Here is a 16,092-nt window from a genome sequence, read left to right on the forward strand (position 1 = left end):
CATGCTTAAGGAATCATTTAAGAACCTTCAGAGAAATTTATTTCATCATCCCTATCTGTTCTAATAACTATCATTTCCGCTTCATGGGGTCGGATAGCTATTTCTGTAGTAGCTCCGACTCGAATGTGTAAGGGCCCATTAAATCTAGCCTTTCGCAAGACTTGTACTGATTTATCAGAAACTACTCCCATTGCTGCTAATCTCTGAACAGTTCCTTGTCCGCCATCAAGGTTGAGGACTTTATCTACTATCGCTATTTGTCCTATTTTCAAATCAGCTACATTCATTTCAACTTTGATTTTATTGTTATAATTTTATTTTGGCCTATTTAAACCAATATAGGTTAGGTAGAATATGGCACTGTTTAACCTCCAGAATGTAGGATTAAACACAAAGTATTTTATTAACGGTACTTTGAGATTTTTTACACCTAAAATAGCTTCAAACCTAATACTAGTAATAAAATATAACTTGATAGTTTTTAATTTGTCTAACTTTAAATGTAGTAATCTACCTATTGTTTGTGCCAAAATTTTATACTGAAAAAATTTGGAAAAATTGAATATTTAACCATAGCGCCAAAAACTTAAATAGCCCCTGAACTATTTTCAAAGAACTACAAAGATTATCAAATTATCTGGTTAAATTTTTTACTTGTAACCAAATTTATTCTATGGGGCTTTGCTTTAGGATATTAAGGTAAAATTTTGTACAATTTATCAACCATTCCTTTTCGGGTTTTTCTTGATTAATTGTCATCAAATATTTTTGAAATTGTTGAGAAGTATCATAAGTTAGTCTATCCTAAAATATTGCTAATTTTGCTTCCAATCTTTGCTGTTGTAAATATTCCATAAATTCCATAGTATTTCTTAATTTGTACTTTGATACTATTTAATTATAAAGTCTTAAATTCTATAATAATATCCTCTATCATATTTATTAATTTAGTAATCATTTTTCATAATATTTTATCTGTTAAATTTCAAGCATAACCTAATATATATTTTTATAGTAAATACATTTATAAATCATAAATAATACTAGGTTTATAGCTTCTATTTTTGGCTGTTATTTAGCTAGTTTTTCTTCCAGATTTTTTTCAATTTTACTAATTATCATTTGAGTATAATTATTCTTTGAGTTTTTTTATAAACTGAACAGTAAAAAGTTTTTTGGTTCATAAAAAAGTTGTTGTCATCTGACAAAATGCTCCATTTTCCACAACCTCGTAAATAGTGATCTAGCATTTAATAATTTTGGCAAAATTAGTCCTCACCTACTTTTGACTAAAATATACTTCCTCTGTTCAGCAAGTGTTAGCAAAACTATCCGTTCACTCCGATAACTATTAGAAGGTAAAGTACAAAACTAACCGGAGAAATGTTTCGAGACAGTCATAGGCATCTCTAAACTCAGTAATTGTAACAGCTAGAGCTATAGCATGAATAAATACAAACCTCTCCATTGCTTCAATTTTTCTGTGAAACTGTTGCGGCCGTTTCTGAGGATATCGACTGAGAATTAACTATTTCAGCCACCCCTGAGTTGAGAGCATATCTTTCATCCAAAACTGATAGCTAAAACCAGACAATAGTTGAATTAACTTCCCGAAAGTGACTTCAATATTGAAACCCCAACTGTAAGCAGTAAAAATTTATGCTGCCGAAATAGTGATATCATTGAAAGCATAATTATTTGTTTGCCATAAAGCCATACAGCTATTACAAAGCGCACTTTTTGAACAGGAGAGCCTCAATGGAAATCATAAGTGCCATATCTAAGTGTTACCATCTTACCGTAAAGTAGTCTTTCTCATCAAACAGTTGCGTAATTTAACTAATTTACTCCAGATGTAAGGTCTACCAAGAATGTATTTGAGTGTTGCTAGCACTAAAGTATATTTGCTTACTGCATTGATTTATACTTTGGTAATTAAGTCTACCTTCTGCTGTCTCAACTCTTAAATTAACTGTTTTGAAGCAAGTTTGGCATCAATAATAATATAACTACCAGCATGGATAAGTTCTACTCACAAATTCTTTCTACTATTGTAATTTCATCATCATATTTCAATTGCTAAAAAAATTGAGTCAACTTTATATTATTAAGCATAAGTTTAAAAACACCAATGTGCAGAGGAGTTAAATAGAGATTCTTAAGATATGGAAAAGAATAATTTAGACCAATTATCCTTATGATAATTTCTAATCGGTAATCCCTGATACTTATAGAAACTTTTAGCTATATAGGAGTTGTATCCATGCCTTTAAAAGTAGCCATCAATGGATTTGGTCGTATCGGACGCCTAGTTTTTCGTGCTGGACTGAACTACCCGGACTTAATTGAATTTGTAGGAATTAACGACTTGGTACCACCACAAAACCTAGCTTATTTATTAAAATATGATTCAACTCATGGACGTTTCCAAGGGGAAGTAACCGCCTCCGACGATGGTATAAAAATTAACGGAAAATTAATTCCCTGTGTGTCAGTGAAAAATCCTGCTGAATTACCCTGGAAAGAAAAAGACGCACATTATGTAGTTGAGTCAACAGGATTATTTACCACTTTTGATAGTGCCTCAAATCATTTGGCAGCAGGTGCAAAACGTGTAATTATTTCAGCTCCTACTAAAGACCCTGACAAAGTAAAAACTTTGCTGATGGGTGTTAATCACGATTTGTTCGATCCAGCTGTTGATACAATTGTTTCTAATGCTAGCTGTACCACTAACTGTTTAGCCCCTATTGCCAAGGTTATTGACGATAATTTTGGTTTAACTGAAGGTCTAATGACAACTGTTCACGCTATGACCGCTACTCAACCAACTGTAGACGGTCCTAGTAAAAAAGACTTCAGGGGTGGACGTAGTGCTGCTCAAAATATTATTCCTGCTGCTACTGGTGCTGCAAAAGCAGTAACTCTAGTTTTGCCACACTTAAAAGGAAAACTAACTGGTATGGCATTCCGAGTGCCTACTCCAGATGTGTCTGTAGTTGATTTGACTTTCAAAACTGAGAAGTCAACCAATTACAAAGATATTTGTGCAGCAATGAAAACGGCTGCTGAGAATTCGATGAAAGGTATTCTTAGCTATACTGAAGATCCTGTAGTTTCTACTGATTTTACAGGTAATTCTCACTCTAGTATCTTTGATGCAGGAGCTGGAATTGAACTTAACTCCAACTTCTTTAAAGTTGTTTCTTGGTATGATAATGAGTGGGGTTATTCAAATCGAGTCCTAGATTTAATGTTATCAATGGCAGAAAAAGAGGGTAAGCCTAAGTAGTAGTCTCAAAAGTAAAGGCTCCTAGTACATACTAAACTTAAGAGGTGTGAGAATGTGCTAATCACCCTAGTGACCCCTATGTACCGATCCTAAATCATTTGTGAAAAAACTTTAGGGGTTTGGATAACAAACTCCTATGATAAAATATTATAATCTATTAAAGGATAGCGATCTATCTTAAATAATACTTAATAACTGAAAAATTAAGTTATCAGGAATTATCCAGAAATAAGGTTGATGGGGCAAAAATTACTCTAGGAGCAGCCAATAATCAGTCGTTAAAAACCAGTTTATTAAGGAAAAGATGTCAGTTTAGTATACCAGAGACGCTCTCTGCCATACATAATCTAAGCACAGAATCATCTAAATTAAGTTTTAAGGAATCAGGTTTTATGTCTAAACTACCAACTCTAAATATAGAAACTATTCAGGCAATTATTGATGAAAAAATTGAGGATGAAACTGTTAATCAATTAGTTTGGTATTATCTTGGTTATCGTTATGATAATGCTACTTGTAAATGGGATATTTCCAGAGTAGCACCAGAGTGGCGAGAAGAATATCCAGAACCTCCAAATTTTATTGAATTTCGGCCACCTACTGTTAAATTGACTCGCTCTATTCCTAAAGAAAATAAACAATTGTTGAAAAGAAAATTGGGTTTTAAAGGCTATAAAATAGGCGAATTTACTCCTGTACAAGCACGTCGTGCTACTATGGCTAATTGGCTTTTAAGTTATATGGCAATTAATGATAAAAGAGACTAGGAAGTAGAGGGCAGAGATTAGCTATTTCTCAATGCTTGATTAACCAACGCCCAAGACTAATAAACATTTCCAATAAAAATATCCAGAAAATAAAATTGATTTTGACTAATGCATAGCACAGCCATCTACTTGCTCTAGTTTTACCTTATAGAGATTAATGATATCTAAGCTATCCTCAATTTTAAATAGTCGAATTAAACCTACATTTTTTGATTGTAAGTAATAGGTAAATTCTGGATTTAGTAGTTAAATTTTTTTAGTTGAATATACTGCTAACTCTCACCAAGACTATTGAGGTTGATAAAATTTTCTGGTTACTTTGAGAATACTACTATTAGTAACTCTCTACTACCAACATTCTGCACTTCATAACTTAGCAGAAACTATGCAAGCATAACTTTTTAATTATCCTTGGAGACTAATTCCTTATTGCACTATAATGAGTTAATAACTCATAGCTGATCACTAATAGATAACCACTGAATGCTTACCATAGAAATTAAAAAAAACAAAAGAAAAAAATAGAAAGAGACTCACATATCAAACCAATATAAATAGTTCATTAATACTCAACATATAAAAGACAAGACCCAAAACAATTGATCATAAATATGATAGCAATAGGACATAGGAAAATAACATTATATTTATAGCAGACGCTAAACTATTCTCAATAATTCCGATAACAGAAATGTTATCGGAATTGATGAAATTTCAATTTTAGTATTTCAAGCCTCTAAATGAAGCTAGAGAGACTGATAACTGATAACTAATAACTGAGATAACATTGCTATTTAGCTTCAGCATCAACATCTACTCTAGGTAGTCCCAGACTATAGTTATTGACACGACTACCAAGGTTATAACTAATTTCACCTGATTGTAATAGTGATCGGACAAAATGTTCTAAATCAGAACCCATACAACGCAGATTATATTCAGTTAAATCTGAACCACTATAAGATTCTACCAATTCATCAAACTTTCGGTAAACCTGCTCCACAGCAGTATCATTCCAGTTAAGTTCATTGTCGGGATCAATATCTAAAGTTAATGCCTGATCATCAGGAACAAGTTCATTATTTTCCACAGTTCCTGCAAAAATACGAATATGTCTAGTTGTTGACTTTAATAGCATAAGTAATTTTTTCTGGCGTTAGTTTTCGTTAAATTCTATCTTAAGTACTGTATTACCTAGCATGATAATATATCCCTAATTTATTAATCAGATACTAAACGATAGTCTATATTTTCTTCTCTAGATAAAAATTCAGCAAATATTCAGTGCAATGCAAGTGGGACCAATAATAAACTTACCTCGTAATTGCCATTGACCTAAGCTGGGATCATCAACTTCTAACAATGCACTAAGAGTATGATACCAAATCCGGCTATGAAAAGCTTATTTTTTAAATCCTTCCAACTCTCTAGTACAAGTGCCTTAACCTTTATAATAAAGCGTAAAGCGGATTTAGTCTGACTCACTCAATTTCTAGTCTTAAATGCAAATAACCCACATAATTCTACTATCGCTTGAAATCTAACCCTGCATTTGTCAGATGACTAAACCTTGATTTCCCACATTTTAATGGTTGTAAATTTATATCTGTTTTATTTTGCAATGCCTGAGACTGAATAAACTTTTACTGATAGTAAATATAAGGGCTACTACAGAGCAATTAATATTTTCTAGTTCAAATATGCCAGAACTATTTTTTCTCGAAGATATGTTGAATATAATTTCATAACTATATACAGCACTCTGCATAACTAATTATTACAGTAATAACAGTGAATAAACTAATTTAGGATTTGCTTAGAGGAAAACAACTTAATGCCTAACTCTAAAAGTTTAGTTACTCCGTTCAAGTTTTTGGGCACAAATGCTGCGGAATTATGCTTTGAGTTCCAACCATTAATACTCAATAGGTTTAAATTCTGGTGAGCAGGGAGATAGATATATAACCTTAGCTCCCACAGACTCTAATATTTTTTTCAATACCCTTGACTTTATGAACCATCAGAATTGTCCATAACGACCACTGCTCCTGGCCATAATTTTGGTGCTAATTCTTTCTGGATAATATTGAAAATCTTCTCCCTTAATTAATTTTCATCAGGATTAGATTTAAAACAAAGGTTTTGATAGCGATCGCATGACCACATTTGATAGCCCCAATGAAAGTGACTTGGCTACCTCTATAGTAACGTTTGGACCCATAAAATCCTTCTCCAATAGACTCCTGGCCATTGGTCTCATCATGCCCAGTCAAATACCCATTTCATCCAAAAAGGCCAGTTTTTCGGGATGGCAAATCTCTAATTACTTTCCAATACTCCAACCTTTTTCTTTGATTTTCCTGTCTTAGAGCCTAAGTGCTTCTTAGGGTTCTTTTCAGGGTCAGTTGTATTGAATCAAAAAACGGCACATTGTACTTTCACTGACTATGATTCCAGCTTTGTCTTGCAAATATTCACAGCATTCTACTAGTATCAGGTCAGGTCTCAATAAGTCTTTCTAGAATCTTCTATTTCATTTTTATAATTTAATAATTGCTTGGGCTTACCTCTTATTACTCATCGAGGCAGTAATTGGCCTGTTTATGGTTTTCGTTTTAATAGCTCTTGTACCCTACTTTTGCACTCCTTGAAATCTTTGAGCAACTTTCCCAATAGATAGTATCTCCAGCTTCGTAAGTGCTGACCATTTTTTGAGGTAAGTCTAAAGAATAAGGTTTCATTTTTATCAAAACAATTCAGAAAATATCATTACACCTAATAGTTATGCAAAACAGTGTAATCAAATTTTTATTTCTAACTTTCCCTGATAACACGTGCAAACCACTGTATTAACATTTACTTATATTCTTGTATCTTAATATTTACTTATATTCTTGAAAATTTATATTTTTGAATATCTTGAGTAAATAATTTTATGTAAACTAATGTGATATAAATCACTAATTTGTAGGATAAATATCATCTAAATTCAACTTATTTATCACAATTATTAATTTTGATATAAGTAATATTAAAAGTAATGGAGTTATTGGAAAAAACTATGATGAATTATCTAAATCAATCTTTTCTACCGGCAATAGGAATCACAGAATTAATGTTTCAAGTTTATCGTTCTGGTATCTTGACTAAAGACCAAAGAAAACAACTCAAAGATTTATTTTTATACCACAATCTGACTGAAGAAGATACCACCGCAATTAATCGATTAATTCATGCAATTCGCCGTGGATGGTTGAAAATGGTATAATTCAGAATATCCTTTTTATAATTGTTGAAAGTTTAATTATTTTTGAAAAATGCTATACTTAACTATGTTCTAATAATCCATATAATAAGATATTTTTATCTTTAATAATTCTCAAATAAAAGTTATTAGCATCTTATTCATAGTTCCTGATGTCTAATCCTTAACCACTAATTATATCTAACAAAGATAAATAACACAGCACTTTGCAAAACTAACTAGTACAGCAATAATAGTAGGTCAAATAATTTTTGATTTGCTTAGAGAAATATCACTTAATACCCCATTCTAATAGTTTAGTTACTGCTTCTAAGTTTCTAGGCGTAACGCAAAGTAAAGTTTGCTGATAAATGCTAGGGTGTTCTTACCATAAACTCTCCATTGGAGAGAGCTCCGATGAGTAGGGAGATAAATACATAATCTTAGTTCCCACAGACTCTAACATTTTTTCAATACCCTTGACTTTATGGACTTAAAAGTTTTTCATAACTACCACTGCTCCTGATCATAATTTCAGCACTAACTCTTTCTGGATAAATTGTTAGAAATTTTTTCTCTTCATTGATTTTCATAAAATTTTGAAAGAATTAGTACTTCTAAAATTGATAGCCCCAATTGACTTTGACTCGACTACCTTAATATTTTTGGTTATTAATGTTAGCCTGTTCTCCAATATACTTCTCCAAAAATGCCGATTTTGGAACGGCGTTTCAAAGAGTTAGTAACCTTTTATGAAGATATCTAATAAGCTCCTGAACATTAGTCTCATCATCCCCAGTCAAACACCCAAGTAATCCAAAAATACCAGGTTTTCGGCATTGCACATCTCTAATAAATCCGAATTATCCTCCCTTTTTCTTTGATTTTCCTCTCTTAAGGGTTGAGTACTTCTGAAGATTTTTTTCCAGAATTCTATTTGATTCAAAAAAACAGTACATTGTACTCTCACTGACCCTAATTCCAATTTTCGAGTACATCTGAATAGATGTCTGTGAGGCTTAATAAGTACTGACAATTTTTTGACTTAGGTCTAAAGATAATGTTTTTTTATCAAGAAAATTCATATCTTTGATTACCTAAAAGTGTAATGCAAAATGCTTTATTTAGTATAACTAAAATATTTCTTTCAGCATTTTTATAAATATCAACTTATATAACAATACAACTATATCACCAAAAACTTTTTATCAAATCTTTAACTCATAAATTTTTATATACTATAGAGTAAATTCTCACCATAAGAAGTATAAATATTAAAGAATATCTAACCTGAACAACCGTAGTTTAAATAAACTTTTGTAGTATATAATTTTGCCAGGCATTACTTTATCTTACTCTTAAGCAAAAAAGAAGATAAAAATTGTGGTAAAAAAATAGTAGTTTTAGCTAAAATTAACCTACTTTATAAGTATCACTATTATTGTAAAGTTTACAAATGAGCGATATTTATATTTCTTGGTCACATTATCATCAAACAATTGAACATCTAGTAGCAAAAATTTATCAATCCCAATGGGAGTTCAATCAAATTGTCTGTTTAGCTAGGGGAGGACTACGAGTAGGAGATACTCTTTCTCGTATTTTCAGCAAACCTTTAGCAATTCTAGCTACTTCTTCTTATGGCGACATTAAGGGTCAAAAGCAAGGTAATATTAAAATAGCGAAAAGTTTGACTATGACTACAGATAGTTTAGGTAGTCATGTTTTGTTGGTTGATGACCTAGTAGACTCAGGAATTACTATTAAAGAATCCATTAATTGGCTTCAGAATAATTATGGTCAAGAAATTAAAGAAGTAAAAACGGCTGTTTTGTGGTATAAGTCTTGCTCAATATTTGAACCTGATTACTATGTTGATTATTTGCTTGATAATCCCTGGATTCATCAACCCTTTGAAATATATGAACAAATAAATCCTTCTGATTTAACAAATGTCTACATAGATAGTCAAATTAACTTGGATTAAATACTTAATTTACTAGGGATACAGATTTAGGAAAAAATTTTTTGTGCTAAGTTAAAAAAATGCTGATATTAACTAAACTCATATATCATCATATTCAAGCTAAAGCTAAATTAGTCAAAAATAGCAAATGCCTAATTTTTTGGCTTCAAGTAGTAACTTGAGCTTTAGTTTGTGTGATATACTTATCCATTAATAATAGTCTTTATATATGTATAGCAATCCTAAATTATTTGTAAAATCACTGAACTTCTTGACAAGAGTTTCAACTTCTGTTTATCACGCCTTCTGATTCCTGTCTCCTCCCTTCTAGTCGCTTATTTTTTTCACAAATTATATAGAATTGCTACATTTGTCTCCATGTTTCCTTTAGTGTTAGATTGCTGAATATTAAAGGTAGAAATAGATTTTTTAATAGCACTATCAAAAACACTATTTAGGAGCAGCCTGGTCATTAACTCCGGGGTTTTTAAAGTATCGAAACTTAATTAGACTTGAATTCTTTTTCAATTGAACCATTAACCTATAATCTTCTTCAATTAAATTATTTATTTATTATGTCTACTTCTAAACTAACTTTGAATCTAGTAGAGGGATCTATATCTTTTGATTTTACCCCTGAGGCGGCAAGAAATTTACAAAGTGCAATAGCTGAATTAATAAAGCAATTAAAATCTGTTGCTGCCAAAACGGCTACAGGTAGTTCTGGTAAACCAACTCCACAAAAACCTACGGAATATCGGTATACAGGAGATGTCTTTTTAGAAATCTTTTGTAACCCTAATATTTGGCCTAGTCCTTTTGCTGCTAAATTATTAATTACTTTGCGAGATGAGCGAATTCGGATAACCACTGAAGCTGAACTTACTAGAGTTTATGATGATATTAATCAATATTTAGACCAAAGAGGCTGAAAGTGTTCAAACTAATTTTGAATGGCAATTACATGAAGCATAATTCATCGGTTAAATTACAAAATTATTTACCTAATTTTTGTGTGAAACTAGTTCTGCAAAGATAGTTTGAATTTTATGATATGTTAAACGTTCGCCATATAGGTTACCCTATCCGACTCGCCTTCAAATTCAAAACCGTGCCTGACTTTCACCTCACACTGCTCCTCTCCTAGACATTCCGGCGTTGGTGAATTAAGGTATGATTTGAGTTCATAGCGATCGCGCTCTTAGGCAGAAAAATTATAGAATGTCCAGAATGTCAATCAACTTACATCAATAAAAATGGCCAAAAGAAAGGAAAGCAAAACTACATCTGTGTTTATTGTGGTCCTCAATTTATTGATTCCTATGAAACTTATACAGGTTATAGTGATCAACTCACAGATGAATGCTTAAAAATATATGTTAATGCTATGGGCTTAAGAGGAATATCAAGAGTCAAAAAGCTACACCATACTACAATTATCAACTCAATTAAACAAGTAGGACAACTATTACCACGTTCTTACTCTCCTCAAAAAACTCCTCAAGTAGAAGAGCTAGAAGAATTACAGAGATAATTAGGCTCAAAAAAAACCAAATTTGGGTATGAACCGCAGTAAATCATTTTAAAAAAGGAGTTTTAGAATGGGTTATTAGAAATCTTAGCGGAAAAACATTTTATCCTTTATGGGAACAAGTTAAAAAATAGGAATGTCCTCCTTTAAATTACAGATGGATGGAAAGTATATACCAAGGCCTATTAATGATGGGGATAAAATTATCAGCAAAACCTATATGACCAGAGTAGAAGAAGAAAATACTAGACTTCGGCACTATCTTGCCATATGACATCGAAGGACTCTTTGCTACTCAAAATATAACGCGAAGTTAAAGCATTCAATTCACTTACTGATCCAGTAAATATCAATTTTGGGATGTTCCAGTTCCTTATAGATATTCATAGCGATCGCTATGAACTCCAATCATAACTTAATTCACCAACGCCGACATTCCTTGTCATGGGTATATCTCTGCCTCAATATCAACATATCATCAACAGTTGTTTATTCTTGTATGTGTTTTCAACACCTTCAGACTTAGATTTTATATGCTCTATTTCCATTAAGTCTGTAGGCTTAAAGGTTGCCTGACAAAATGTGCATTTATTTTTTTGTCGTCTTAACAGCGTCGTGACTTCTTTCCTTACCCCTGGATATTTACTTATTCTGTTGCTCCAATAACTCCAGTCACCTTCATAATGGTCATTTATTACCTTTAACTTTAATGTGCCTGATCAAATAGGAACATCTGAGTCTTGGTTTAGTATATATTCGCCATCATTGAGCAACCAGTTTTTGGTCTTTTTAACATTGGGGAAATACTTTTTCTGTACCCAGAAGGCTGCCTTATTTCGATGTCTTCTACTCTAGGGGAATTGACCTATTTTTTCTATTTATATATATTATCATTTTTGGGAAAAGTTCACTAAGACTCAGAACGAAAAAAAAATGAATATGTATTGATATATGCGAATTTCAAAAATGTTGTTTTGCAAGTTGAGAATAAGTTAATAAATTTGGTTTGATAAAAGGTTATTATTAAAATATCGTGTCAATTACATAATAATTACAAATTGAGTTTACTTTCAAAATAAATTAGCTTTTAAGTTTCTAGCTATTCAGATTAAAAAGATCTAGATTCAGCTATAAAATATACATTCTAGCTAAAATATTTTCCAACAACTTTTCACTTGCTTCTATCCACGTTATATTAACATAAAATTTTTTTTATCTATAATTTAAGATCGAAAATTATCTTTAATATTGAGTTAACTTAGAATACAATTTGTTTATATTTTATTTCTGATGTATATTTCTAAACTAACCTTGAATTTAGCAGTATAATCTATATCTTTTGATATTATTCCTGAAGCTAGAATAAATTTGCAAGGTTTTATCGCTCAATTAATACAGGGATTAAAATATTCGGTAAGTTTATTTATTCTGAACAAAAAAATAATTTTTTAAAAGTAAAGTCTTAAAAATTTTCTAGTAGATAAAGATGAAGTAAATAATTATATACTCTTCCTTATAAACCAAAGTCTAACGGGAAAGTATCAGTACCAAATCATAAGTTTTTCTATTCTTCAACTCTATGCTTCTCTGTTTCCTGAATCCTAATTCCTCAAGAACTAAATCATAAAGAAAATATATTATAAGAGAGTATTTTTCAACACAATATTAAGATTATAATCAGTGGGATAAATTTACTGAAGAATTAATATATTGTAGATATTGTTAGGTAGATAAATACAGTTAATATAAGCAACCTAAAAGCATCTTCTGAACCCAAATCTGGTTATCAAAAGTAACTTTTTCCAATTTCTCTCTAACCTTTGCTGCATAAGTATCCTCTGCATTCTGTTTTACCTTTATGGGGTAAGCTTTCTGTCTAAACAGGATTTACCATGACTTTCCTAAAATCATTATTTTTCCCTTATTTAGGTAGAACGAGTCTATAAAAGATTTTTCAATATCAATAAATCTAACATGTGAAACCAATGGAATTAATTACAAATAGTAATGTGTATCAAGAGTATCAACTTTCAAAATTTGATCTTGAGATGGGAGTTTGGCCTTATTATGGTGTGATAAATTGGTACAAACATCAAATAGATTCTCATAGATTGAAAGTAGCAATTCAACAAATAGTAGATAGTGTACCAATTTTGGGAGGAAGATTGGTAAAGAAATTTTTTTCCCCATTAAAAGTCGTATGTAACCCACAAAAATCTGGTGTTGGTTTTATTCATATTGATCTAGATGAACAGGAAATAAATATTGATAATTTATTAGATGCAAGAACTTATATAAAAAATCAATTCAATATTCCCAAAAAATCTGCAGATGCTATTAATAAAGATATTCCATTAATATATGTGATTTTAAATCATAATCAAAATTATTATGGCGTAACTCTACTTGTTAATCATTTCATAGCAGATGGTGGAACATATTTTAAATTATTAGAGTATCTTTCTCAAGCATACGAAGACCTAGAATATGTCTCTAAATCTGAACCATTATTTACAATAAATTTTAATAAAATGGATGATTTTATATCTGCAAGCTTTAAAAAATTATCATGGAAAGATAAACTTTTCAGTTCAACGTCTTTTATTGTTTTTATACTGAACAGTTTTTTTCAAAATAAGAATAATTGGAGTTATCTTGAATGTATCTTAACCAAAGAAAAGTTAGATTTAATCAAGGGTAAAAATAAAAATATTTCTAATGAAAAAAGTGCTTATAGCACAAACGATGCTTTATTTGAATTTTTATCAGTTGTTCCTATTAAACGATTTATTTTTCCTTGTAACTTAAGATATAGAAAGGTTGGCATACCAGAAAATTATTTAGGAAATGCTGAAGCTTTCGTCTTGGATTTAACTAAACCAGAAAACAATTATATGTTAAAACATACTAATGTCAGAAAAGCAGTCAATCAACTTCCAAAAATATACAGTTTTATACCTACTTTTAATGGCAAATATATGGCTCATAATTCATGGGTAAAATTGCAAAATAATCTACCTGGTTTTGGTGGTAAATTAATTCTACAAAAAATATTTGAATTTGATGATATACCAAAAGATATATTATCATTATTTTGTAAATCATCCCTGATATACAGATTGACAGAAAATGAATATTTATTAATATATATAAATTTAAAAAATGTTGTTTTACAAGTTAAAAATAAGCTAATAAGTTTGGGTGTAGAAAGGGTTATTATTAAACAATCTTAATCAAGTATATAATAATTACACATTGGCTATACCTGATAAATAAATTCAATTAGCTTTTAATCTGCTAGTTATTAAGATTTAAAAAATATAGATTGAGCTCTTAAAATATCAAAAAATTAGCATAACTTCTTTGCACTTGCTTCTATCCATCTGGGTTATTTTAACAGTAAAGTCTATTTATAATATAGAATGATAGAGAAATTACTATTTAATATTGAGTAAACTTACATTTATGAACCCTGATGATCTAACCCAAATAATGCAAAAAGCATTCCGTACTACCCTAGGTGCAACCTCCTTTTTCATGGAAACTTTGCAAGACTCTAGTAAGCGGGATGAAAATTTGAATAAATTAAATTCTGATTTTAATCAACTAACTGAGGAGTGGGCTGAAAGAGGTGAGATGACTGAGCAGGAAGCTCGAAGCTTTGTTGATATAATTTTGAATCAACAAAATACTCAAGCCAATACTGATAGCACAACTGTTTCTTCCAGCCCTAATTCTGCTTCGGGTTTGGCACAATCAGATATACAAAGAGATTTATTAGAGCTAACTCAAGAAATAGCTAACCTACGGAATGATTTACAACAATCTCAAGAGTTAGACTCTCAGAACTAAAGTTTTTCTTAAATTTTTGGAAATAAAAAAATATCTGGAACATTATAGGATTCTAATCTATATTTATCTTATTTTCTTATTAAGTTCTGAAAAAGTAGGATAAATCATAGTATCTAACCTAGATAAAATATAGTTTAACTAGGTTAGATTTTTATTTAGTCGTTGTCCCATTTTTCTCTGCCTATTAGGTCACCAATTCGGTCCCTAAGTAGAAAGTCACATTCTTCTAATTCACATTCTACACAAGCCCATTCTCTGGCCGGAATATATCGACACAGAGTATAAATAGGCTGCTGACGACTGAGAACTCCTTTATGTACAAGTTCTAGTGCTTCGTCCCTGATAATGTCTAAAGAATATTGAATTGTGGTGTAAGTCATGGTCACCCTCTTGGCCTAGCTTAAGTAATTTTCTGCGCTACGGTACTATTTATAATATAATGCAAAATTTGTAATTATGAACATTAAATTTGTCAGTATATATAGTTACAATTTTTTATCTTGTTTTGATAAGAATTTTAAAAGTAAGAATGCCAACACATTACATTACATTTAGTGTTGTCTAAATTACAGTTATGTGCTAATAAAATTGTAACTATAAGGTAGTAGCTAATAATCTAAACTTTCCCAGCCTTCTTACCTGAAATCATCATCTGGCCCATATAAGTTTAATTTTGTTTAATCAAAAATTAGGTGATATTTTTTGATATTTTAGACAGATACTTGTGAATCTTTAAATATAAAGATCCAGATAGCTTTGGGGCTTTTAGTATTTGTCCATAACAGAAGATATAAGATCTCTCTGATAATATTTCTGGGGAAAACCTTTTCAATGTTTACTGACTACTGTATATGATTATACCTTATAGTTTGCCATTTCTTAATAATCTCTTCATGAAATCCTCTGCTACTTGTGTTAGACTAATTTTTTGTCCAAAACAATGACCATCAATATATCAATGAGAAGTAAAGGTTCTGATAACCTGAGAAATAAGTGTTAAGAAGTATATCCTGTACAAATGCTAAATTACGTAAATGATGATTATCTGTACTTGGAGTCAGATAACTTCCTTCTACTTGAATAGAGCCTGGCAAAATTTGAGCAACACTTTCTTTTCTTGTGCCGAATTCGCTAAATTTTTAACTAAATTGTATGTAGGAGCTAAGAAATAATCTGGTATGTTTTCATTTCCAGGTTGCTAGGTAGGAAAAACCTTGATTTTAGCTTACCAAATTCTCTGCAAAGATTTATCAATTCGTAATTCAGAAATACGGCCTGGAGCCACCGCGTCACAAACAGTATTAATTGTCTGCTCAGGATCTACAGGCATACTTAAAATATCTGCATTAGGCAAACCATAAAAATTAGCGATCGCCCCCATAACCAAAACATCAGTCACAACTAATTCACCAAAACCCAACTTTTAGCGCAACTGACCCA

At 31.0% G+C, this 16,092-nt stretch carries 12 protein-coding genes and 1 pseudogene; 8 read left to right on the forward strand and 5 right to left on the reverse strand.

All coding sequences use genetic code 11. The annotated features are described in order from the left end of the window. Positions 1–17: 17 nt before the first annotated feature. Positions 18–287: a FeoA domain-containing protein gene (locus TERY_RS13850; RefSeq protein ID WP_011612411.1), complete on the reverse strand. Its 270-nt coding sequence runs from the start codon at positions 285–287 to the stop codon at positions 18–20. 1,976 nt (positions 288–2,263) lie between these two features. On the opposite strand from TERY_RS13850, the gene gap reads away from it, so the two are divergent. After that, complete coding sequence (gap, locus tag TERY_RS13855; protein WP_011612412.1) at positions 2,264–3,292, forward strand: type I glyceraldehyde-3-phosphate dehydrogenase; 1,029 nt, start codon at positions 2,264–2,266, stop codon at positions 3,290–3,292. Between the two features lie 392 nt (positions 3,293–3,684). After that, the gene (locus TERY_RS13860; protein ID WP_011612413.1) at positions 3,685–4,059 is read left to right on the forward strand and encodes a DUF1823 family protein; all 375 of its coding nucleotides are present in this window, start codon (positions 3,685–3,687) and stop codon (positions 4,057–4,059) included. A 790-nt stretch (positions 4,060–4,849) separates the two neighbouring features. Here TERY_RS13860 and TERY_RS13865 read toward each other — a convergent pair. Then, positions 4,850–5,197 carry an NAD(P)H-quinone oxidoreductase subunit M gene (locus tag TERY_RS13865; protein WP_011612414.1) on the reverse strand — a complete coding sequence of 116 codons (348 nt, stop codon included), beginning with the start codon at positions 5,195–5,197 and terminating at the stop codon, positions 4,850–4,852. Between the two features lie 1,923 nt (positions 5,198–7,120). Between TERY_RS13865 and TERY_RS13870 the strand changes: the two genes are divergently transcribed. The 4 genes and pseudogenes from TERY_RS13870 to TERY_RS13890 all read left to right on the forward strand — a co-directional run bounded on the left by TERY_RS13870 (position 7,121) and on the right by TERY_RS13890 (position 11,189). Beyond that, positions 7,121–7,327 carry a hypothetical protein gene (locus TERY_RS13870; protein ID WP_044137557.1) on the forward strand — a complete coding sequence of 69 codons (207 nt, stop codon included), beginning with the start codon at positions 7,121–7,123 and terminating at the stop codon, positions 7,325–7,327. A 1,432-nt stretch (positions 7,328–8,759) separates the two neighbouring features. Next, complete coding sequence (locus tag TERY_RS13880; RefSeq protein WP_011612415.1) at positions 8,760–9,290, forward strand: phosphoribosyltransferase family protein; 531 nt, start codon at positions 8,760–8,762, stop codon at positions 9,288–9,290. 554 nt (positions 9,291–9,844) lie between these two features. Beyond that, entirely contained in the window at positions 9,845–10,201 is a 357-nt protein-coding gene (locus TERY_RS13885) for a hypothetical protein (RefSeq protein ID WP_011612416.1), read from the forward strand. A gap of 284 nt (positions 10,202–10,485) precedes the next feature. Continuing rightward, positions 10,486–11,189 (forward strand): annotated as a pseudogene (locus TERY_RS13890) (IS1 family transposase). A gap of 78 nt (positions 11,190–11,267) precedes the next feature. Here the strand turns inward: TERY_RS13890 and TERY_RS36975 are convergent. After that, on the reverse strand, positions 11,268–11,495 hold the full coding sequence (locus tag TERY_RS36975; RefSeq protein ID WP_370497217.1) for an HNH endonuclease: 228 nt from the start codon (positions 11,493–11,495) through the stop codon (positions 11,268–11,270). A gap of 1,290 nt (positions 11,496–12,785) precedes the next feature. On the opposite strand from TERY_RS36975, the gene TERY_RS13895 reads away from it, so the two are divergent. Beyond that, the gene (locus TERY_RS13895) at positions 12,786–14,033 is read left to right on the forward strand and encodes a hypothetical protein (RefSeq protein WP_011612418.1); all 1,248 of its coding nucleotides are present in this window, start codon (positions 12,786–12,788) and stop codon (positions 14,031–14,033) included. Between the two features lie 259 nt (positions 14,034–14,292). Then, on the forward strand, positions 14,293–14,652 hold the full coding sequence (locus TERY_RS13900; RefSeq protein WP_370495480.1) for a hypothetical protein: 360 nt from the start codon (positions 14,293–14,295) through the stop codon (positions 14,650–14,652). Positions 14,653–14,807: 155 nt separating this feature from the next. Here the strand turns inward: TERY_RS13900 and TERY_RS13905 are convergent, their stop codons facing one another. Together TERY_RS13905 and TERY_RS25380 are read right to left on the reverse strand one after the other, a co-directional pair. Next, complete coding sequence (locus TERY_RS13905; protein WP_011612420.1) at positions 14,808–15,032, reverse strand: DUF4327 family protein; 225 nt, start codon at positions 15,030–15,032, stop codon at positions 14,808–14,810. Between the two features lie 845 nt (positions 15,033–15,877). Beyond that, positions 15,878–16,072 carry a hypothetical protein gene (locus TERY_RS25380; protein WP_052845797.1) on the reverse strand — a complete coding sequence of 65 codons (195 nt, stop codon included), beginning with the start codon at positions 16,070–16,072 and terminating at the stop codon, positions 15,878–15,880. Positions 16,073–16,092: the final 20 nt, after the last annotated feature.

This window comes from Trichodesmium erythraeum IMS101, assembly GCF_000014265.1.
In the GTDB taxonomy this organism is placed as follows: Bacteria; Cyanobacteriota; Cyanobacteriia; order Cyanobacteriales; family Microcoleaceae; genus Trichodesmium; species Trichodesmium erythraeum.